The organism is Methylobacterium sp., from assembly GCF_019745455.1.
Taxonomy (GTDB): domain Bacteria; phylum Pseudomonadota; class Alphaproteobacteria; order Rhizobiales; family Beijerinckiaceae; genus Methylobacterium.
In genome coordinates, this window is record NZ_JAIETD010000063.1 from 1 (window position 1) to 18,019 (window position 18,019).

Genomic DNA, 18,019 nt, shown 5'->3' on the forward strand with positions numbered 1-18,019 from the left:
ATCCCTAAGCCCTATCAATGCCTTACGCTACGCTCGCCACCACAGATCCACTGCCCTCGTGAATAAGACAGGCTAGCACGCGCGGCCCGAAACCACGCTCGTGACTGAAGCGGGAGTTGAGTGGCCGGACGTGCCAAGCTTAGTTCCTGACGATCACGGCCTCGATCACACCGTAGAGCCCGTTCATGCGGCTGGAAAAGGTCTGAAGGGCAGCAGCGATCGCCAAAAAAATCAATCCGCCGATCACGCTATACTCGACGGATGTGGTTCCGGCCTCGTCCCGCCGCGATCGCAACGCGGCCGATGACATTCGAGTAAGGAGATCACCCATCATATCGCCTTTGGTCGGGTGCTTGGAATCACCCTCTGCCGCAGGATCCGTCATTTCGCATGATCCCGCGACAGGCGTTGTCGCGACCTGTTGTGTCACGGAAGGTCTTGCGGTTCGCTTAAACCCATCGCGGAAATACGGAGCCCCACAGCGGCTCAGCCGCGTCCGGCCTCCTTGCGCAGAGCATCGATCCGTTTCGACGCCTCGGCCTTGTCGAGGTCGGGCTCGAAGGCCTCCGGCTCATGGGTCTCTTCGGACAGGGTCTTGAGGTAGGAGGCCTGGGCGCCTGTCATCGGCTCGGACCCGGTGGTCCACTGGTCGGGGTCCTTGATCCGATTGGATGCGTCGCCGTCGGCGGTCTTCGGGTTTTCGTTCGGAAGCTCCTGCTCGGATCCGTTCTTCGCGGACGTCGTCCCGCTCTGCGTCTTGGCCATTGCCAGCTCCGTTCCTGATATGTTCTGCTTGTAACACATGAGGTCGGACCCGGGTTCCCATCGGGTGCCGACTGGATTCGTCCCAGCCGGCACGGTCGTCGTCAGGCAGCCTCGGCCTTGGGCTGCACCTCGGACGTATAATCGTCCATGAGCGACTTCGTCAGGGCGGCCGGGATGAAGCGATAGGGGCCGATCTCCGACACCGGGGTCACCTCGGCAGCCGAGCCGGTGATGAAGCATTCCGAGAAACCGCTCATCTCCTCGGGCCGGATACGGCGCTCGATCACCGTGATGCCGCGCCGGCGGGCGAGATCGATCACGGTCTGTCTGGTGATGCCGTTGAGGAACCGGTCGGCGAGGGGCGTATGGATCACGCCGTCGGTCACGAAGAACACGTTGGCACCGGTACACTCGGCGACGTTGTCTTCCCAATCAAGCATCAGCGCGTCGGCAAAGCCCTTGTTCTCGGCCCGGTGCTTCGAGATCGTGCAGATCATGTAGAGGCCCGCCGCCTTCGATGCGGACGGCGCCGTACGCGGGTCCGGCCGACGATAATCGGCGATGTCGAGGCGAATGCCTTTCATCTTTGTCTCTGGATCGAAGTAGCTCGGCCATTCCCAAGCTGCGATGGCCAGGTGGATGGTGTTGCCCTGGGCGGCGACGCCCATCATCTCCGAGCCGCGCCAGGCCACCGGCCGAATGTAGGCGTCGGAGAGCCCGCTGGTCCTGAGAACCAGCTCCTTGGCGGCGACAATGTCGTCGGCACTGTAGGGAATGGTGAAGTCGAGCAGTTGCGCCGAGCGCAGCAGGCGCTCCGCGTGCTCCTCGGTCTTGAAGATGCGGCCGCCATAGGCGCGCTCGCCCTCGAACACCGACGAGCCGTAATGCAGCCCGTGGCTGAGCACGTGGATCTTCGCGTCCCGCCACGGCACCAGCGCGCCGTCGAACCAGATGGTGCCCTCGCGCTCGTCGAAGGGGATCATGGACATGGACGCGTTCCTCGGCAAACGGATGCAGGCCGCGGGGACAGGATCGAAGCCAGCGCCATCGCGGGTGGGGTCGAGCACGGCCCGTCGCCGATAGAGGGCGCAGGCGACCGTGGCCGGACGGCTTGACGGGTAGCAACGGGGCTGAGATATGTCAACAAGACTGACGTAAATGGAGGGTGCCCCGATCGTGGACCGACACGCGACGCGAGAGGTCACCAAAGCCGATACTCCGCGTGCCGCGGCGCCGGCGGAGGGCAGCGACGACCTGATCGAGCTCCTGTTCTTCGCCTATCGCGATTTCGTCGGTGACCCGGATCGAATCCTGGCCCAGTATGGCTTTGGCCGGGCACATCATCGCGTCCTGCATTTCGTCGATCGCTATCCAGGCCTCACCATCGCCGAACTCCTGGATATCCTTCGCATCACCAAGCAGAGCCTCAACAGGGTGCTGAAGGATTTGATCGAACAGGACTACATCGTGCAGAAGACCGGGGCCAACGACCGCCGCCAGCGTCTCCTGTTCTGCACCCCGGCTGGAACGGCGCTTGCCGCCGACCTGACGCGCGTCCAGGCGAGACGGCTCGCCCGCGCCCTCTCGGACCCGCCCGAGGGAGACAGCACTGCCTACAGCGCCGCGGAAGGATTCCTTCTGGCCATGATCGATCCCGAAGAGCGTGCCGCCGTACAGCGCCTCATGGCACGCCGCGTCGGGGCCGTCGCCTGATGGCCGTTGCCGGCCTCCGCCCCCGCGCCGAACTCCCCGACCATGCCCCTCATATTCTGGTGGTGGACGATGACCGCCGCGTGCGCGAATTGCTGTCGCGCTTTCTCTTCGACCAGGGTTTCCGGGTGACAGCGGCCGAGAACGTCGCCGAGGCGCGCGCCCGATCGCAGAGTTTCGTGTTCGATGCCCTCGTTCTCGACGTCATGATGCCCGGCGAGACCGGGTTCGACTACGCGCGCCAGGTCCGCGAGACGTCGCAAGTGCCGATCCTGATGCTCACGGCGCGCTCGAACCCGAATGATCGGGTGATGGGCCTGGAAATTGGCGCCGACGATTACCTGCCGAAACCCTTCGAACCGCGCGAGCTCATTCTGCGACTCAACAACATCCTCAAGCGCGGGGCGAAAGCGCCGGTGCGCGAGGGCGCGGAATCGGTGACCTTCGGCCCCTTCTCTTATCGCATCGACCGGGGTGAACTGAAGCGCCAGGACGAGACCGTTCGCATCACGGAGCGGGAGCGCGAAATTCTGACGATCCTGGCGCTGGCGGGCGGCGCCAATGTCGAGCGCGAGACGCTGGCCGGGTCGGGGGGCCTCGCCGCCGAGCGCAGCATCGACGTGCAGATCAACCGCTTGCGCCGCAAGACCGAGGTCGACCCGGCGAACCCCCTCTTCCTTCAGACCGTGCGCGGCGTCGGCTACCGCCTCGCGGTCGATTAGGAGGGCAGCGTGGCGGGGGGCCTCGCGAGCCTGAGGCGCGGTGCGAGCCAGGCCTGGGCCGCGATGCCCGGCCCTGGCCGCATCTGGCGGCTGATCTCCCGAGGTGTCGGAGATGCCCTTCCAAAAGGGCTCTACGCCCGCTCGCTGATCATCATCATCGCGCCCGTGGTGCTGCTGCAATCGGTGATCGCCTACACCTTCATGGAGCGGCACTGGCAACTCGTCACGCGCCGGCTCTCGGCAGCCGTCACGGCGGATGTCGCGGCCCTCATCGACGTCTACGAAAGCTATCCTCAGGACAGGGACGCCGAGACGCTCTCTCGCATCGCCGCGACGCGGCTCAACCTCGACCTCGACATCCTGAAAGGCGCCAAGCTCCCGGCCCCGGGCCCACGGCCGTTCTTCTCCATCCTCGACGAAGCCTTGTCCGAGGAGATCAACCGCCAGATCAAGCGGGCGTACTGGATCGACACGGTGGGCCGCTCCAGCCTCATCGAGATCCGGGTTGCGATTCCCGACGGGGTCATGCGCGTCACCGCGAGGCGCAGCATGGCCTACGCCTCGAACTCGCACATCTTCCTGCTCTGGATGACCGGCTCGTCGATGGTGCTGCTCGGCGTCGCGATCCTTTTCCTGCGCAATCAGATCAAGCCGATTCTCAGGCTCGCGGCTGTGGCGGAGAGTTTCGGCAAGGGACGGGAGATCGAGTTCCGGCCGCGCGGCGCCCGCGAGGTGCGCCAGGCCGGCCATGCCTTCATCGAGATGAAGCGGCGCATCGAGCGGGCGATGGACCAGCGCACGACGATGCTGAACGGCGTCAGCCACGACCTTCGCACCATCATCACCCGCTTCAAGCTCTCGCTGGCCCTCGTGGAGCAGAGCGCCGATGTCGAGGACCTGCAGCGCGACGTGGACGAGATGAGCCGCATGCTCGAAGCCTATCTCGCCTTCGCCCGCGGCGATTCCGGCGAGATCGCCGTTCCGACCGACCTGCGCGCTCTGCTCGAGGACCTGCGTACCGACATCGAGCGCCTCGGCGCGCACGTGGAATCAGTGGACATCGATGCGCCGGCCAGCGTGACGATGCGGTCGGACGCGGTGCGGCGCTGCCTGTTCAACCTCGCCGCCAACGCAGCCCGCTATGGCGACACCGTCGCCATCATGGCGCGGCGGGACCTGCGCAACGTCCTGATCTCGATCGACGACGACGGGCCAGGGATCGCACTCGACCAGCGCGAGGAGGTGTTCAAGCCGTTCGTTCGCCTCGACGCCTCGCGCCAGGATGCCGGCGGTTCGGGGCTCGGCCTTTCCATCGCCCGCGACATCGCGCGCTCGCATGGCGGCGACGTCACCCTGCACGACAGCCCGCTTGGCGGCCTGCGCGCCACGGTTCGGCTGCCGGCCTGATCCCTGTGACACGAAATCTCGCGACGGGGGTGTCCCCAGCCGGCTTCAGCGGTGCTATGAGCAGCCTCGGAAGGCCCTGATCCCGTTGGCAGGGTCATCGACGCGAGTGATCGAGCCATGAACCCGCTGGTACCCCTCTTCATCCTGTTGTCCTTGCCGCTCGCGGCCATCGGCCTCGTGCTCTATACGGATGCGGGGATCGAGCCGGCCCTGTTCTACGCCAGCGTCAAGACGTTCGTGATCCTCTTCGCCATCGGTGGTGCGCTCTGCTACGGCGCGAGCCGCCTTGCGGGCGATACCGAAGGCTAAACCTCACAGGCCACTTCGGGTCACGCCGCAACCCATTGCGACCGCCTTCGTTGACGATGGATATCCGCATCATCTCTGAGGGCGGAACGAGAGGACTTGTCGCACCACAATGGCGGCGAGTTTCCTGAGGTTGCGTTCCTGTGCCCGATACTCCGAGATCGACAGACTTTCGTCCTGCCCTCTACGAACTCAGCGACAGCTTCCGCGAGCTAGACGACACTGCCGCCATCTCCTATGCGGCAGGGGAAGTACTCGGCCGCTGGCTCAAGGTGAGCCGCGCCGGCTACGGCACCATCGACCGTATCGCCGAGACGATTACGATCGAGCGCGACTGGAACGCTCCCGGCATCGCTACCCTCGCCGGAACGCTACAGTTTCGAGACTACGGATCCTATATCGACGACCTCAAGCGCGGCGAGACGGTGATCTGCACCGACGCCTTCGGCGACCCGCGTACTCGTGAGACTGCCGATGCCCTCGTGGCGATCAGCGCCCAATCCTTCATCAACATGCCGGTCACCGAGCGAGGCGGTTTCGTCGCGCTGATCTACCTCAATCACGCCACCGCCCGCTCTTGGTCGGAGGAAGAGGTTGCCTTCCTGCGCGACGTCGCGGAACGGACCCGGACCTTGATCGAGCGCCGCCGAGCCGAGCGGGAGCTCAGGGAACTCGCGGCCTCGCTGGAGCGGCAGGTCGCGGAACGGACTGCGGACCGAGACCGGATCTGGCGCAACTCCCGCGATCTCCTCGTCGTGATCGGGGCCGACGGAATCTTCCGAGCGGTCAACCCGGCCTGGACCGCTATCCTCGGGCACGAGCCCGAGGAGGTCGTCGGGCGAAGCTTCCACCAGTTCGTCTGGCCGGATGACGCGCGGGCAACCCAGGGTGCGCTCGATACGGCGGCGTCCCAGAGCGATCTCACCAATTTCGAGAACCGCTATCGCCGCAAGGACGGGACGCAGCGCTGGATCTCCTGGCAGACCTCCACGGAGGGCGATCTCGTCTACGCTTATGGCCGCAACATAACGGCCGAGAAGGAGCAGGAGCAGACCCTACGGCTTACCCAGGAGGCCTTGCGCCAAGCGCAGAAGATGGAGGCGGTGGGCCAGCTGACCGGCGGCATCGCCCACGACTTCAACAACCTCCTGGCCGGCATCACGGGCAGCCTGGAGATGCTGGGCAAGCGCCTCGAGCAGGGGCGCCTCGACTCGATTCCTCGCTATGTCGACGCGGCGCAGGGTGCGGCGAAGCGTGCGGCAGCGCTGACGCAGCGTCTTCTCGCTTTCTCGCGGCGCCAGACCCTCGATCCCCGCGTGATCAACCTCAACCGCCTGGTGGCGGACATGGAGGAGCTGATCCGCCGCACGGTCGGGCCTGAAATCACTATCGAGGTGGTGGGCGCGGGCGGCCTCTGGCTCGTCCTTGTCGATCCGAACCAGTTCGAGAACGCGCTGCTCAATCTCTGCATCAACGCCCGCGACGCGATGCCGACTGGCGGGCGCCTCACGATCGAGACCGCCAACAAGTGGCTCGACGACCGCGCCGCTGGCGAACGCGAATTGCCGCCGGGCCAGTACGTTTCGCTCTGCGTCACCGATACCGGAACCGGCATGACGCCCTCCGTCATCGAGCGGGCCTTCGATCCATTCTTCACCACGAAGCCGCTCGGACAGGGTACCGGCCTAGGCCTATCGATGATCTATGGCTTCGTCCGGCAATCGGGCGGCCAGGTGCGGATCTATTCGGAGGTTGAGGAAGGCACTACCATGTGCCTCTACCTGCCCCGCCACCTCGGCGAGGGTGAGGATACGCCGCCGGGGCTGCTGCCTGCGCCGGAGGCGGCGGCCGGACGCGGAGAGGTCGTCCTCGTCGTCGATGACGACGTTACCGTTCGGATGCTCGTGGTCGATGTGCTGACCGATGCGGGTTACACGGCGATGGAGGCGGCTGACGGACCCGCCGCCCTGCGCCTGCTCCAGAGCTATGCCCATATCGACCTCCTTGTCACCGATGTTGGCCTGCCGGGTGGCCTCAACGGGCGTCAGGTCGCCGATGCGGGACGCCTCACGCGCCCCGACCTCAAGGTGTTGTTCATCACCGGCTACGCCGACAACGCCGTGATCGGGAACGGCTATCTCGATCCAGGCATGCAGATCGTCACCAAGCCCTTCGCCATCGACGCCCTGCGCGACAAGATCAGGGAGATCTTGGAGGGGTGAAGCCCGTCCCCGCCTTATCGCTTCGGCCGAGCGCGTTTCCCTCTCCCCGCTTGCGGGGAGAGGGCCTTGCCGACCTCGCTGTCGGCAAAGCGAGGCGGCAGCCGAGGGTGAGGGGGCGCCTCCGAAGGAGCCTGAAGCGGAGAGACCCCCTCACCTTCGCTCCGCTCGCTTCATGCACGACAAGGTGCATGAAGCCCTCTCCCCGCCCGGCGGGGAGAGGGGACGCGCACCTGACTTGAGCTATTCCTACTCCGCCGCCACACGCGGCGGCGGGAGGCGGCCGTCATTGGCGGGTGCTCCCGGGAGGCCGAAGGGTTCGTCCGCACCCGGCTCGTCCTTGGCGCCGATGAAGCGCGAGAACAGGCGCACGATGAGGCGCGAGAGATCGTCGACCAGGACGAAGATCGCCGGCACGAAGATCAGCGACAGGCCGGTCGAGACGATGAGGCCGCCGATCACCGCGATCGCCATGGGAGAGCGGAACTCGCCGCCGATACCGAGCGCCATGGCGGACGGCACCATACCGGCGGCCATCGCGATGGTGGTCATGACGATCGGCCGTGCCCGCTTGCGGCCGGCATCGATGATCGCGGTGGCCCGGTCGACCCCGTGGGCCATCTCCTCGATGGCGAAGTCGACGAGCATGATCGCGTTCTTGGTCACCACGCCCATCAGCATCAGGATGCCGATGACCACCGGCATCGAGATCGGCTTCTGGAAGATCAGGAGGCCGATGATGGCGCCGCCGATCGAGAGCGGCAGCGAGAACAGGATGGTGAGCGGCTGCAGGAAATTTCCGAACAGGAGCACCAGCACGCCGAACACCATCATCAGGCCGGCGCCCATGGCGAGGGCGAACCCTTCGAACACCTCACCCATCACTTCGGCGTCGCCGGTCTGACGGATGGTGACGCCCGGCGGAAGGTTCTTGGCGGTGGGCAGCGCCAGCACGGCCTCGATGAGGGAGCCGAGGGCATCGGAGCCCTGCATGTCGGCCTCCAGGGCGACGCGGATTGCCCGGTCGTAGCGGTCGATGGCGGTGGGACCCTGGCCGAGGCTGATATCGGCGACGCTGGCGAGGGGCACAGCAGCGCTGCCCTTCACCGGCACCTTCATGGTCTCGATCTCGGAAAGGTCTCCACGCAGGCGCTCGGGCAGCTGCACCCGGATCGGGACCTGGCGATCGACGGCGTTGAACTTGGCCAGGTTCGCGCCGATGTCGCCGATGGTACCGACCCGCACCGTCTCGGCGATGAGGTCGGTGGAGACGCCGAGATCGGCAGCGACGCCGGCTTTGGGGCGGATGCGGACCTCGGTGCGGTCGAGGGGGGCGGTCGAGATCACGTTGACGAGGTGCGGGACCTGTGCCGCCTCGCGCTGAAGCCGGGCTGCCGTCTCGGCGACGACCATCCGGTCGGGACCTGCCACGACGAGGGAGAGGTCGCGCTGACCATTCTCGCGCAGCGCCCAGAAACGGATGTCGGGCGTGGAGCGCAGGATCGCCCCGATCTCGACGTCCATCTGCTTCTGCGTGCGGTGGCGGGTGTTCTTCGGCGTCAGGTTGATGGTGAAGGTGGCGAGCCGCACTTCCTTCTTCGCCGGCAGCTGGCGGCCGCCGTCGACGAAGACGCTGCGCACTTCCGGAAGGGCGCGGATGCGGTTGACGAGCTCGTCCGTGACCTTGGTGGTGTCGGCGAGGCGGGCGCCGGGCGCCAGCTCGACCACGAAGATGGTGCGGGACGCGTCCTCGGCGGGCAGGAAGCCGGCCGGCAGCAGGCTCGTCGACCAGATCGAAGCCCCGAAGCAGGCGAGCCCGAGCACCAGGGTGATGAACTTGTGCCGCACCGACCAGGCGACGACGCGGGTGTAGCTGCGCATCACCACGCCTTCGCGCTCGTGATCCGGGCCATGATCGCGCAGGAAATAGGCGGCCAGCAGCGGCGTGATCAGCCGCGCCACCAGCAGCGACATGAACACGGCGGCCGCGATGGTGAGGCCGAACTGCTTGAAATACTGGCCGGCGATGCCGCTCATGAACGAGACCGGCGCGAAGATCGCGATGATCGTCGCCGTGATGGCGATGACCGCGAGGCCGATCTCGTCGGCCGCTTCGAGCGAGGCGCGATAGGCGGATTTGCCCATGCGCATGTGGCGTACGATGTTCTCGATCTCGACGATGGCGTCGTCGACGAGGATTCCGGTGACGAGGGTGATGGCGAGGAGGCTGACCGCGTTCAGCGAGAAGCCGAGCGTGCTCATGATCCAGAAGGTGGGAAGCACCGAGAGCGGCAAGGCGATGGAGGCGATCAGCGTCGCGCGCCAGTCGCGCAGGAACACGAACACCACGACGACGGCGAGCGCTGCGCCCTCGATGAGGCTCAGCATCGCCGAGTTGTAGTTGCCGACCGTATTGGTCACCACGGTGTCGATGAGGTCGAAGCGCACGCCCGGATTCTTGGCGGCGAGCTCGTCGATCTTGGCCGCCACCGAGGCCGCCACCTGGGCGTCGCTGGCGCCCGTGGCGCGCGAGATCGCGAAGGCCACCACTGGCTCGCCGTTGAAGCGGGCGAAGGTACGCGGCTCTTCCGATCCGTCCACGACCGTGGCGAGTTCGTCGAGCCGGACCTTGCGGTTGCCGGGCACCACGATCGAGGTCTGCGCCAGGGTGTCGAGGCTCGCTGCGCCGCCGAGTGTACGGATCGATTGTTCGAGGCCGCCGAGCTCGCCGCGCCCGCCGGCCATGTCGGCCGAGGTGAGGCGGACCTGCCGGTTCACGTCGACCGCCGTGATGCCGAGCGCCAGCAGCCGCTCGGGCTTGAGGATGACCCGGATCTCACGGGCGACGCCGCCCAGGCGCTCGACGCCCCCGACGCCCTTCACGCCTTGGATCTGGCGGGCGATGACGTCGTCGACCAGCCAGGACAGGTCCTCGGGCGTCATCGCCGGGGCCGAGGCACCGTAGACCATGATCGGCAGGCCGGCGATGTCGACGCGGCTGACGATGGGCTCGTCGATCGTGCGCGGCAGGGTCACGCGGATCTTGGCGATGGCATCCTTGACGTCGTTCACGGCCCGATCGACGCTGGTCTCGAGCCGGAACTCGATGGTCGTCGTCGAGGTGCCCTCGGCGATGGCCGAGGTGATGTGCTTGACGCCCTTCACGCCGGCGACCGCATCCTCCACCACCTTGGTGACCTGGGTCTGAAGCTCGGAGGGCGCCGCGCCCGCCTGCGTGACGAGGATCGAGACGATCGGAAGATCGATGTTGGGGAAGCGCGTGATCGGCAGGCTGCGGAAGCTGACGACGCCGAGGAGCGCGAGCACCACGAACAAGACGATCGAGGGGATCGGCTTGCGGATGGCCCAGGCGGAGACATTGAGGCGCATGGCGTCAGATCTCCGTCACTTCGCCGCGGCGTCGGCCGTGGCGGCTTGCACCGCCCGGACGCGGTCGCCGTCGCGCAGGAAGCTGCTGGCGCGGGCGACCACGGCCTCGTCGGCAGCGATGCCCGAACGGACCTCGAGATAGCCCGCGGCCGAGAGGCCCGGGACGATGCGACGTGCCTCGACCTTGCCGTCGCGGGCAATGAGCACGTTGGCGCTGCCGTCCGCGCGATAGAGCACCGCAGAGAGCGGCACCGTGACGCCCGTCCGCCGGGCGACCTCGACGCGGCCGCGGGCGAAGGCACCGATCCGCAAGGCGGGATCGGGAGCGAGGCTGATGCGGACCTTGCCGAGGCGTGTCGCGCGATCGATCTCGGGATCGATGCGGCGGACGCGGCCGGCGAGTGTGCGGCCCTCGATGAGGTCCAGTCGGGCCGGATCGCCGACCTTGAGCCGGGGCATCGCCGTCTCCGGCACCTCGCCTTCGAGTTCGATCTCGCCGCGGGCGATGAGGCGGAACAGGGGCTCGCCGATGGCGGTCGCGGTGGCACCGATCCGTGCGGTGCGGCGGTTGACGATGCCGGACTCCGGCGCCCTGATCTCGGTGCGGGCCCGTTTCACGGCGATCTCGGCGGCCTGTGCCTTCGCGGATGCGAGTTCGGCCTGTGCGAGTTGCAGTCCACCGCGGGCGGCGGCGAGCTTTCCCTGGTTCGACTGGGCCGTCGAGATGCGCTGTTCGAGGATCACGGCCGTGGCATTGCCGGTCTTCACGAGGGCGCGCGCACGCTCAAGGGCAAGGTTGGCCTCGACCTCCGCCGCCTCGGACTGGACGATCTGGCTCTGCGTCTGGACGATGGATGCCTCCGCCTTGGCGATGGCGGCGGCGTTGGATGCCTCCTGGGTCTCGATCATCTCGCGCGAGAGCCGGGCCAGCACCTGACCCTTCTCCACGCGCGCGCCCTCCTCGACCATCAGATCGGTAATGCGAAAGCCCTCGATCTCAGGACTCACCATGATCTCGTCGCGCGGCACCAGGGTGCCGGTAACGACGGCCTCTTCGACGAGCTCGCGCTGGATCGCCGGCACCACCGTGACAGCCGGCGCCACCGCGGCCGGGTCGGGCACGGCGGATGTCTCGGCGGCGGCCGCGATTCCGGCAAGGCCGGTCACGGCGAGAGCAAGAAGGAGGCGCGTGACCAGCATGGGATCCGTCATTGCCGATGGCGCCGCCACTGGGCGCGATGGGAGCGATGCCGGTCAAGACCGGCGATTTCATGGCCCCATTAATTCCAGACCGTTACGCCCCGGCGCTTTTGCAGACCTTGTGTGCCACGTCACAATCGACGGCACCACCGGAGCCCACTGTAAGAACAAGCGCTGGAGTTCGCATCGGCCTAGTGAGCGGAAACCGAACGGTGAATGAGGCGTTGACACGCTGGCGCGAGAGCAGGGAAGCGGATCCACCATGGTCATCTATCAGATCAAACAGACGACGAGTGGTGCCGTGCTCTGGACCGGCCAGGCGACGAACGCGGATTGCGCCCTCGACGCCATGGCCCGCGAGGCCGGCTATACCGACTACAACGCCCTGCCGGACACGATCCGCTCCGGAGGCATCGTCGCGATGGAATTGACCGACCTACGCTAGCGAGCCGTGAGGATGGGGTCGCCGACACCGATTTTTGATCGAATCGGGTGACCGAGCCGATCTCGATTACTTTGACTGCAACCGATGCCGAACTCATTCCCCCTCGGCAGCCAAGTTCTCAACCCGCGCGGTCGAGAACGAGGTCAGTAGTGGCTGAGACGACGCGGTTGCGGCCTGCGGTCTTGGCCTCGTAGAGGGCGATGTCGGCGCGCTTGATCATTCCCTCGACGGTGTCTCCCTCCGACCATTCGCTGACGCCGAAGCTGCAAGTCAGTCGGATCGGGGTGCGGGCGCCGCGCAGCCGCAGGGCTTCCATGACGAGGCGAAGCCGGTTCGCAACAGCCTCGGCCTCCGTCATCGTCCGATGCGGCAGCACGATCGCGAATTCCTCGCCGCCCAGCCGGCCGACGATGCCATCCGCCGCGAGTTCTCGCGCCACGCTCTGGATCGCGGTATCGCCGACGTCGTGGCCATGCTCGTCGTTGATGCGTTTGAAATGGTCGATGTCCACCAGGACTGCGGCCATACGGCCGTGGGTGCCGACGCGCTCGGCCGCCTCGTTGACCCGCTTGATGAACGCGCGTCGGTTGAGCAATCCCGTAAGAGGGTCTGTGTCGGCAAGGCGAATGAGCTCGCTCTGCATCGTGGTGAGCCGCTCGGCAGCACGCAGGCGAGCGTGAAGTTCCTCCGCGCCGGGAGGCTTCTCGATGAAGTCGTCGGCGCCGCTATCGAGGGCTTCGGCCAGGTTGCGTGCATTGCGCGCGGACGACATCGTGATGACGTAGAGCGGCCGGTTCGACTCCGCCAGCAAGCGCGCGGACCAGCACAATTCCAGGCCGCTGATCGGGCGGACTTCGAGGCTGGTGATCAGAACGCGAACCGACCCCGTCTGCGTCACGTAGTCGAGGGCTTCGCCGGAATTCGTGAAGACGGTCACGGTGTGACCATGAGGCTCCAGCAGGCCCGCCACGACCTTCAGCACCACGCGGCTGGAATCGACGATAACAATATGCATGGCGGCCAGCCGTTCACCCCTTGGAGGTCATGCCCCAAAGGATAAACCGGACACCTTAATTTGTTGCGAAGAACAGTCTTCCGAAGGAGCTGCCGCTACTTTGAACTATCGACGCGGAACCGAGACTTGGATCACGCGCGCTCCGCCACCGGTCATGCGGCCCGGGTCGCGGCGCAGATCGGCCCTGCTCGATCTGCCGTCACCGCGCCGGGCGCCAGAAGAGGGTCCATCAATGACGTAGACGGTCGGTATGCCGGCCGGTGCGCTGCGGATACCCGTCATCGTCGGGATCCCGTATGTTCCGTATCCCCAGACAGTCGGCACGAGATCGCTCGGGCGCGGCGTGCGCGAGAAGGGCGCGCCGACGTAGCCGCCGCGCACGACGGGCTCGGCATACCCGTAGCCGTAGGCGTCATATCCGGCGACATCGTATCCGTAACCGTAGCCTTGTGCGGAGGCAGCGCTCGCAGACGACGACATTAACACGGTCAGGCCAAGCCTAGCCAAATCTCTCTTGAGCATCGGCATCTTCATCGATCCTTCCGCACCGTTAACGCCGTGGTAACACAGTCGTTGAACGACGTGAGGATCACCCTCGTTCCGAAAGCTCTGTCAGGGCCAGGGGTGCAGATTGCTTAGATGCGACGCGATAAACAACCGATCCGCGCTTCCTCGACGGCTCGACGGGTTCAGCGACAGGTGGTGATGCGGCGGACGATCCAACCTTCGCCGTCGACCCAAAGCCGCCTGCGGTTGCGGCTGCAATTGGCTTGGTCCTCGGTCGTATCCACAGCCAGCGACGGCTGAACTTGATTCTGGGACATTTCGGCAACCTTCTGCGGCTCCGGCGCAGGTGCCGCTTTCGCTTCACCTGCAACGACGGCGCACGCCATGAACATTGCGATAGCCGCCGCAATGCGTCCACCGGATATCGCGGGGTAGCGTGTCGTCGCACTCATGGTCGCTGGGTCTCGCTTGCCACGTCTCGAACGAACCGCCATCGAGCGGCTCGCGACGCTGCCGTGCCTTAAGGCCAAGTCGGCATCGCCATCCGGGAAGTAAAGCGCGAACATTGCATTCAGTTGCAGCGGCAGGTGCGAGATGTGCCGGAAAACGCCAGAAACCGTCGACTGTCAGCGGCGCGGCCGGCACCGACGACGAACAAACGAGACCGTGCCTGCTCCCTGAGGACGCCTAGCGGCCCGCCACGACGCTCAGCATCGGCAAGACCACGGCGATCTGGATCGCGCTTTTCGGTCCGACCGGAATGGATGCGGCCGCTGCACCGAGACCGAGCGCGAGGGACAATGCGAGCAGCGAGACCTCGATGCCGCGATAGAACCCGTCCATTCCGCTCCTCCGACGCCGCGCTGGGTCATCGGAGAATGGGCGCGAAGGGTAAGCGAAACGTAACGGCCGGCGAAACGCTCAGGCTCGACCGGCGGCGGGCATTCGGGCGAGGTCGTGCCGAGCAGACTGAATGATCGCTGATGCCAGCCTGGCCTCCAATATGATCAGGTCGCCGTCCGGATCTGGCTCCCATCCACAGGCGCAGCCGCCCGGTCCCCGATGAGCCTCGGCCAGTTGGCGATAGAGGGTTCCGATAGCTCCGGCGGCGATCTGCAGGGCCAGCATCGGAGGCAGCGCATCGTGGTGGAGGCGCTGCCAGAAGGAGCGACGCAAGGCCTCGTCGAGGGCAGTCTCGGCCGTGGACGTCTCGGGGCAGGCGCGGTCGCGGTCATGCCCGGTCATCGCTCGCCTCCGTCGCAAAGCGGATCGCGACCTGGCGCGGCTCCAAGGCGATGCGATCGACGAGGAGAGCCAGCCTGTGCAGCCTAAGATCGAGGCAGGAGCCGTCCCACCATGCGATCTGTACGCAGCCGCGGATCATTGCCAGCACCTGTTCCATCATCGGCCTCCGATTTCCGCATTGGGGCGGATTCGAAAGCCGAGATGAAGCGTGGAAAGAAGATGATCAAGCCTTAAACGAAATATTGGAATGAGTAGAAACTTGCGTCAATCCAGTTTAATATTATTCTTATTTGTAATTCTTCCAAGTCGAAATGGAAGCGAAGTCATACATCGCATGATAAACAACGCGCTCCACCGCCGGCGACGCTAAAGGATCGTACGCATGGCGCTGAGCCCGACGAAGAGGGCTCCGATCGAAACGATGACCGAGCCAAGCACATAGATCAGGGCGGCATTCGTTTCGCCGCGTTCCAACAGCGTCACGGCATCAAGGGAAAAGGCCGAGAAGGTGGTGAAACCGCCGAGAACGCCCGTCGTCACGAACAACCGCGCCTGCATGCCGTCGCCGCGCAGGGCAAACCACCCGATGACGAGGCCCATGGCCAGCGAACCGAGGACATTGATGCAGAAAGTTCCGTAGGGAAAACCGGAGCCCAGCCGTGTCGAAGCGACGTTTACGCCCTGCCGCATGACACCGCCGAGGCCGGCACCCAAGAAAACCAGAAGATAGCTCATAGACCGCCTCCGCCTTCGCCAAGCTCGGCGTTACGGGGACGGCAACGGATCGGCAAGCGCGGGACCCGAGGTCCTATTCTGGCTGGCTTCGAGGCGGATCAGCCGAGGATCTTGTCCACCGTGATGGGAAGCTCGCGGATGCGCTTGCCGGTGGCGTGGAACACCGCGTTGGCGATCGCCGCGGCGGTGCCGACGATACCGATCTCGCCGAGGCCCTTCACGCCCATCGGGTTGGCCCTGTCCTCCTCCTCGACGAAGATGACGTCGATGTCGTGGATGTCGGCGTTCACCGGCACGTGGTACTCGGCGAGGTTGTGGTTCATGAACCGGCCGATGGTGTGGTCGAGCATGGATTCCTCTTCCAGTGCCGAGCCGATCCCCATCACGACGCCGCCGAGAATCTGGCTGCGGGCGGTCTTGGGATTGATGATCTTGCCGGCCGCGATCGCCGAGACGATGCGGGTGACGCGGATCTGGCCGAGATCCTCGTCGACCTTTACCTCCGCGAAGATCGCCGAGTGGGTGTAGGCCGAGAACTCCTTGGCATGGCCTGAATCGGGCCCTGCGGAATCCGTCGCCTCGACCTTGTCGACGCCGCCAGCCCGCATCGCCTCGACGAGGGAGACGCTGCGCGAGGGGTCCCCGGCCACGGAGATGCGGCCATCCGAGAAAACGACGCGGTCGAAATCGACATTGGCGAGGGGTGAATCGTCCATGGCGCGGGCCATGCCGAAGACCTCGGCGGCGATCTTGCGGCAGGCCTTCATCACGGCCGTACCGGACGAGGCCGCGGTCCAGGAGCCGCCGGCCACCGGCGCTTCGGCGAGATCGGTGTCGCCGAGCTTCGTCGTCACGTCCTCCATCTGCAGCCCGAGGGCATCGGCCGCGATCTGGGTCAGGATCGTGTAGGTGCCGGTGCCGAGATCGCCGGTGGAGTTGCCCACCGTCAGCTTGCCGTCGGCGGTGAGCGTGGCCTGGGCGCTCGATTGCTGCATGAGCGATTCCCAGACGCCGGTCGCCATCCCCCATCCGACGAGCTCGCGCCCGTCGCGCATGGAACGGGGCTCCGGGTTGCGTCTCGCCCAGCCGAAGCGATCGGCGCCTTCCGCGTAGCAGGCACGGAGGGCTTTGGAGCCGAACGGCTTGCCCTCGGTGCGGTCGCTCTCGGAATAGTTCTTGAGCCTGAGGGCGATCGGGTCCTGGCCCGTCTCGTAGGCGAGTTCGTCCATCGCGATTTCGAGGGCAAGGACGCCCGTCACGGCGCCGGGCGCGCGCATGTCGGCGGGGGTGTAGGTGTCGATCTTGGTGAGGTTGTAGGTCAGCGCGACGTTGTCGCAATCGTAGAGGATCGCCGACCAGTTGACGACGACCTCCTGGTAGTCCTCGAACCGGGACGTGCCCGACAAGGCATCGTGCCGCAAAGATTGCAGCCTGCCCTCGGCATCGGCGCCGAGGCTGACGCGCTGGCGTACGTCGGGGCGGTAGCCGAAGGTGAACATCTGGTCGCGGGTCAGGGTCACCCGGACCGAGCGTTCGAGGTCTCGCGCGGCCAGCACCGCGAGGAAGAGCTGGTATTGCGGGCGCAGGCCGATGCCGAAGCCACCGCCGAGATAGGGGTTCAGGACGCGAACGTCCTCCTTGTTCATGCCGAACACCGCCGCAATGTAGCCGTGGCTGTTCGAGACACCCTGGATCTTGTCGTAGACGGTGATCTTCCCGCCGCCCTCCCAGACAACAGTCGAGGCGTGAGGCTCCATCGGGTTGTGGTGCTCGACGGCGAGGCGGTAATCGTTGGCGACCTTTTTCGGCGCCGCCTGGAAGGCGCCGTCGGCATCGCCCCAAGGCTCCGGCGGCGGTTTGATGCCGGCCCGCTTCATCGGTGGGTCGTAAGCGAGCTCGGCTTGAGCTCCGACATTCACGGCCGGCAACTCGGCCTCGTACGTGACCCTGACGAGGGAGGCGGCGTAGCGCGCCGTCTCGAAATCCTCGGCGACGACGAGCGCAACGGGCTGGCCGCTGTAGTGAATCGCGTCGTCATAGAGGGCACGGAAGGGAGAGCCGGGAGGCGCCACGGCATCGCGATAATTGTAGTCGAGCCAGGCCGTGCGCGGCCGGTTCTCGTGGGTGTAGACCTTGATCACGCCCGGCACCGCCTCGGCGGAAGTCGTGTCGATCGCGGTGATCCGGCCCTTGGCGATGCCGCCGGACACGACGTAGCCGTGGGCGAGATCAGGGGCGGCGAACTCGCCGGCATATTTGGCGAGACCCGTCACTTTGGCGGGGCCGTCGACGCGGCTGCGCGCGGTGCCGACGAAACTGTCCGTGCCGGTGCTGCTGATCGTGGTGACCATGT

Annotated in this window: 19 protein-coding genes; 6 read left to right on the forward strand and 13 right to left on the reverse strand. The window is 66.0% G+C overall.

Going from position 1 to position 18,019, the window contains the following annotated elements:
* Positions 1-139: 139 nt before the first annotated feature.
* The 3 genes from K2Y56_RS14615 to K2Y56_RS14625 form a co-directional block, all read right to left on the reverse strand.
* Entirely contained in the window at positions 140-385 is a 246-nt protein-coding gene (locus K2Y56_RS14615; protein ID WP_292508755.1) for a Flp family type IVb pilin, read from the reverse strand.
* A gap of 101 nt (positions 386-486) precedes the next feature.
* A complete protein-coding gene (locus tag K2Y56_RS14620; protein ID WP_292508757.1) occupies positions 487-765 on the reverse strand; it encodes a DUF3072 domain-containing protein in 279 nt (92 codons plus the stop codon).
* Between the two features lie 101 nt (positions 766-866).
* Positions 867-1,754 (reverse strand): branched-chain amino acid aminotransferase, encoded by an 888-nt coding sequence (locus K2Y56_RS14625; RefSeq protein WP_292508760.1) that lies wholly within the window; start codon positions 1,752-1,754, stop codon positions 867-869.
* Between the two features lie 265 nt (positions 1,755-2,019).
* Between K2Y56_RS14625 and K2Y56_RS14630 the strand changes: the two genes are divergently transcribed.
* From K2Y56_RS14630 to K2Y56_RS14650, 5 genes are all read left to right on the forward strand, one after another.
* Positions 2,020-2,478, forward strand: coding sequence for a MarR family transcriptional regulator (locus K2Y56_RS14630; protein ID WP_292508913.1), 459 nt, complete (start codon positions 2,020-2,022; stop codon positions 2,476-2,478).
* On the forward strand, positions 2,478-3,197 hold the full coding sequence (locus K2Y56_RS14635) for a response regulator (RefSeq protein ID WP_292508762.1): 720 nt from the start codon (positions 2,478-2,480) through the stop codon (positions 3,195-3,197). The genes K2Y56_RS14630 and K2Y56_RS14635 overlap by 1 nt, the downstream gene beginning before the upstream one ends.
* 63 nt (positions 3,198-3,260) lie before the next feature.
* Positions 3,261-4,604 (forward strand): ATP-binding protein, encoded by a 1,344-nt coding sequence (locus K2Y56_RS14640; protein WP_292508917.1) that lies wholly within the window; start codon positions 3,261-3,263, stop codon positions 4,602-4,604.
* Between the two features lie 117 nt (positions 4,605-4,721).
* Positions 4,722-4,913: a hypothetical protein gene (locus K2Y56_RS14645; RefSeq protein ID WP_292508765.1), complete on the forward strand. Its 192-nt coding sequence runs from the start codon at positions 4,722-4,724 to the stop codon at positions 4,911-4,913.
* A 140-nt stretch (positions 4,914-5,053) separates the two neighbouring features.
* The gene (locus tag K2Y56_RS14650; RefSeq protein WP_366848854.1) at positions 5,054-7,132 is read left to right on the forward strand and encodes an ATP-binding protein; all 2,079 of its coding nucleotides are present in this window, start codon (positions 5,054-5,056) and stop codon (positions 7,130-7,132) included.
* A 246-nt stretch (positions 7,133-7,378) separates the two neighbouring features.
* On the opposite strand, the gene K2Y56_RS14655 is transcribed toward K2Y56_RS14650, so the two are convergent.
* A complete protein-coding gene (locus tag K2Y56_RS14655) occupies positions 7,379-10,519 on the reverse strand; it encodes an efflux RND transporter permease subunit (RefSeq protein WP_292508767.1) in 3,141 nt (1,046 codons plus the stop codon).
* A gap of 15 nt (positions 10,520-10,534) precedes the next feature.
* Positions 10,535-11,719, reverse strand: coding sequence for an efflux RND transporter periplasmic adaptor subunit (locus K2Y56_RS14660; RefSeq protein WP_292508770.1), 1,185 nt, complete (start codon positions 11,717-11,719; stop codon positions 10,535-10,537).
* 262 nt (positions 11,720-11,981) lie between these two features.
* Here K2Y56_RS14660 and K2Y56_RS14665 point away from each other — a divergent pair, with 262 nt between their 5' ends.
* On the forward strand, positions 11,982-12,164 hold the full coding sequence (locus K2Y56_RS14665) for a hypothetical protein (RefSeq protein ID WP_292508773.1): 183 nt from the start codon (positions 11,982-11,984) through the stop codon (positions 12,162-12,164).
* A gap of 118 nt (positions 12,165-12,282) precedes the next feature.
* On the opposite strand, the gene K2Y56_RS14670 is transcribed toward K2Y56_RS14665, so the two are convergent.
* The 8 genes from K2Y56_RS14670 to K2Y56_RS14705 all read right to left on the reverse strand — a co-directional run bounded on the left by K2Y56_RS14670 (position 12,283) and on the right by K2Y56_RS14705 (position 18,017).
* The gene (locus tag K2Y56_RS14670) at positions 12,283-13,179 is read right to left on the reverse strand and encodes a diguanylate cyclase (RefSeq protein WP_292508776.1); all 897 of its coding nucleotides are present in this window, start codon (positions 13,177-13,179) and stop codon (positions 12,283-12,285) included.
* A 105-nt stretch (positions 13,180-13,284) separates the two neighbouring features.
* Positions 13,285-13,659: a hypothetical protein gene (locus K2Y56_RS14675; protein WP_292508781.1), complete on the reverse strand. Its 375-nt coding sequence runs from the start codon at positions 13,657-13,659 to the stop codon at positions 13,285-13,287.
* A 209-nt stretch (positions 13,660-13,868) separates the two neighbouring features.
* Complete coding sequence (locus tag K2Y56_RS14680) at positions 13,869-14,138, reverse strand: hypothetical protein (RefSeq protein ID WP_292508783.1); 270 nt, start codon at positions 14,136-14,138, stop codon at positions 13,869-13,871.
* Positions 14,139-14,373: 235 nt separating this feature from the next.
* The gene (locus K2Y56_RS14685) at positions 14,374-14,529 is read right to left on the reverse strand and encodes a hypothetical protein (RefSeq protein ID WP_292508786.1); all 156 of its coding nucleotides are present in this window, start codon (positions 14,527-14,529) and stop codon (positions 14,374-14,376) included.
* A gap of 78 nt (positions 14,530-14,607) precedes the next feature.
* Positions 14,608-14,931 carry a hypothetical protein gene (locus K2Y56_RS14690; protein ID WP_292508789.1) on the reverse strand — a complete coding sequence of 108 codons (324 nt, stop codon included), beginning with the start codon at positions 14,929-14,931 and terminating at the stop codon, positions 14,608-14,610.
* Positions 14,918-15,091, reverse strand: coding sequence for a hypothetical protein (locus K2Y56_RS14695; RefSeq protein ID WP_292508793.1), 174 nt, complete (start codon positions 15,089-15,091; stop codon positions 14,918-14,920). The genes K2Y56_RS14690 and K2Y56_RS14695 overlap by 14 nt, the downstream gene beginning before the upstream one ends.
* A gap of 206 nt (positions 15,092-15,297) precedes the next feature.
* Positions 15,298-15,666: a fluoride efflux transporter CrcB gene (gene crcB, locus K2Y56_RS14700; protein ID WP_292508796.1), complete on the reverse strand. Its 369-nt coding sequence runs from the start codon at positions 15,664-15,666 to the stop codon at positions 15,298-15,300.
* A 98-nt stretch (positions 15,667-15,764) separates the two neighbouring features.
* Positions 15,765-18,017 (reverse strand): xanthine dehydrogenase family protein molybdopterin-binding subunit, encoded by a 2,253-nt coding sequence (locus K2Y56_RS14705; RefSeq protein ID WP_292508799.1) that lies wholly within the window; start codon positions 18,015-18,017, stop codon positions 15,765-15,767.
* Positions 18,018-18,019 lie beyond the last annotated feature (2 nt).

What these genes read in the sequence shown, in the direction of transcription:
- K2Y56_RS14615 (WP_292508755.1), bottom strand. Translation starts at nt 385, where the DNA reads ATGACGGATCCTGCGGCAGAGGGTGATTCCAAGCACCCGACCAAAGGC.
- K2Y56_RS14620 (WP_292508757.1), bottom strand. Translation starts at nt 765, where the DNA reads ATGGCCAAGACGCAGAGCGGGACGACGTCCGCGAAGAACGGATCCGAG.
- K2Y56_RS14625 (WP_292508760.1), bottom strand. Translation starts at nt 1,754, where the DNA reads ATGTCCATGATCCCCTTCGACGAGCGCGAGGGCACCATCTGGTTCGAC.
- K2Y56_RS14635 (WP_292508762.1), top strand. Translation starts at nt 2,478, where the DNA reads ATGGCCGTTGCCGGCCTCCGCCCCCGCGCCGAACTCCCCGACCATGCC.
- K2Y56_RS14640 (WP_292508917.1), top strand. Translation starts at nt 3,261, where the DNA reads ATGCCCGGCCCTGGCCGCATCTGGCGGCTGATCTCCCGAGGTGTCGGA.
- K2Y56_RS14645 (WP_292508765.1), top strand. Translation starts at nt 4,722, where the DNA reads ATGAACCCGCTGGTACCCCTCTTCATCCTGTTGTCCTTGCCGCTCGCG.
- K2Y56_RS14655 (WP_292508767.1), bottom strand. Translation starts at nt 10,519, where the DNA reads ATGCGCCTCAATGTCTCCGCCTGGGCCATCCGCAAGCCGATCCCCTCG.
- K2Y56_RS14660 (WP_292508770.1), bottom strand. Translation starts at nt 11,719, where the DNA reads ATGCTGGTCACGCGCCTCCTTCTTGCTCTCGCCGTGACCGGCCTTGCC.
- K2Y56_RS14665 (WP_292508773.1), top strand. Translation starts at nt 11,982, where the DNA reads ATGGTCATCTATCAGATCAAACAGACGACGAGTGGTGCCGTGCTCTGG.
- K2Y56_RS14670 (WP_292508776.1), bottom strand. Translation starts at nt 13,179, where the DNA reads ATGCATATTGTTATCGTCGATTCCAGCCGCGTGGTGCTGAAGGTCGTG.
- K2Y56_RS14675 (WP_292508781.1), bottom strand. Translation starts at nt 13,659, where the DNA reads ATGTCGTCGTCTGCGAGCGCTGCCTCCGCACAAGGCTACGGTTACGGA.
- K2Y56_RS14680 (WP_292508783.1), bottom strand. Translation starts at nt 14,138, where the DNA reads ATGAGTGCGACGACACGCTACCCCGCGATATCCGGTGGACGCATTGCG.
- K2Y56_RS14685 (WP_292508786.1), bottom strand. Translation starts at nt 14,529, where the DNA reads ATGGACGGGTTCTATCGCGGCATCGAGGTCTCGCTGCTCGCATTGTCC.
- K2Y56_RS14690 (WP_292508789.1), bottom strand. Translation starts at nt 14,931, where the DNA reads ATGACCGGGCATGACCGCGACCGCGCCTGCCCCGAGACGTCCACGGCC.
- K2Y56_RS14695 (WP_292508793.1), bottom strand. Translation starts at nt 15,091, where the DNA reads ATGATGGAACAGGTGCTGGCAATGATCCGCGGCTGCGTACAGATCGCA.
- crcB (WP_292508796.1), bottom strand. Translation starts at nt 15,666, where the DNA reads ATGAGCTATCTTCTGGTTTTCTTGGGTGCCGGCCTCGGCGGTGTCATG.
- K2Y56_RS14705 (WP_292508799.1), bottom strand. Translation starts at nt 18,017, where the DNA reads ATGGTCACCACGATCAGCAGCACCGGCACGGACAGTTTCGTCGGCACC.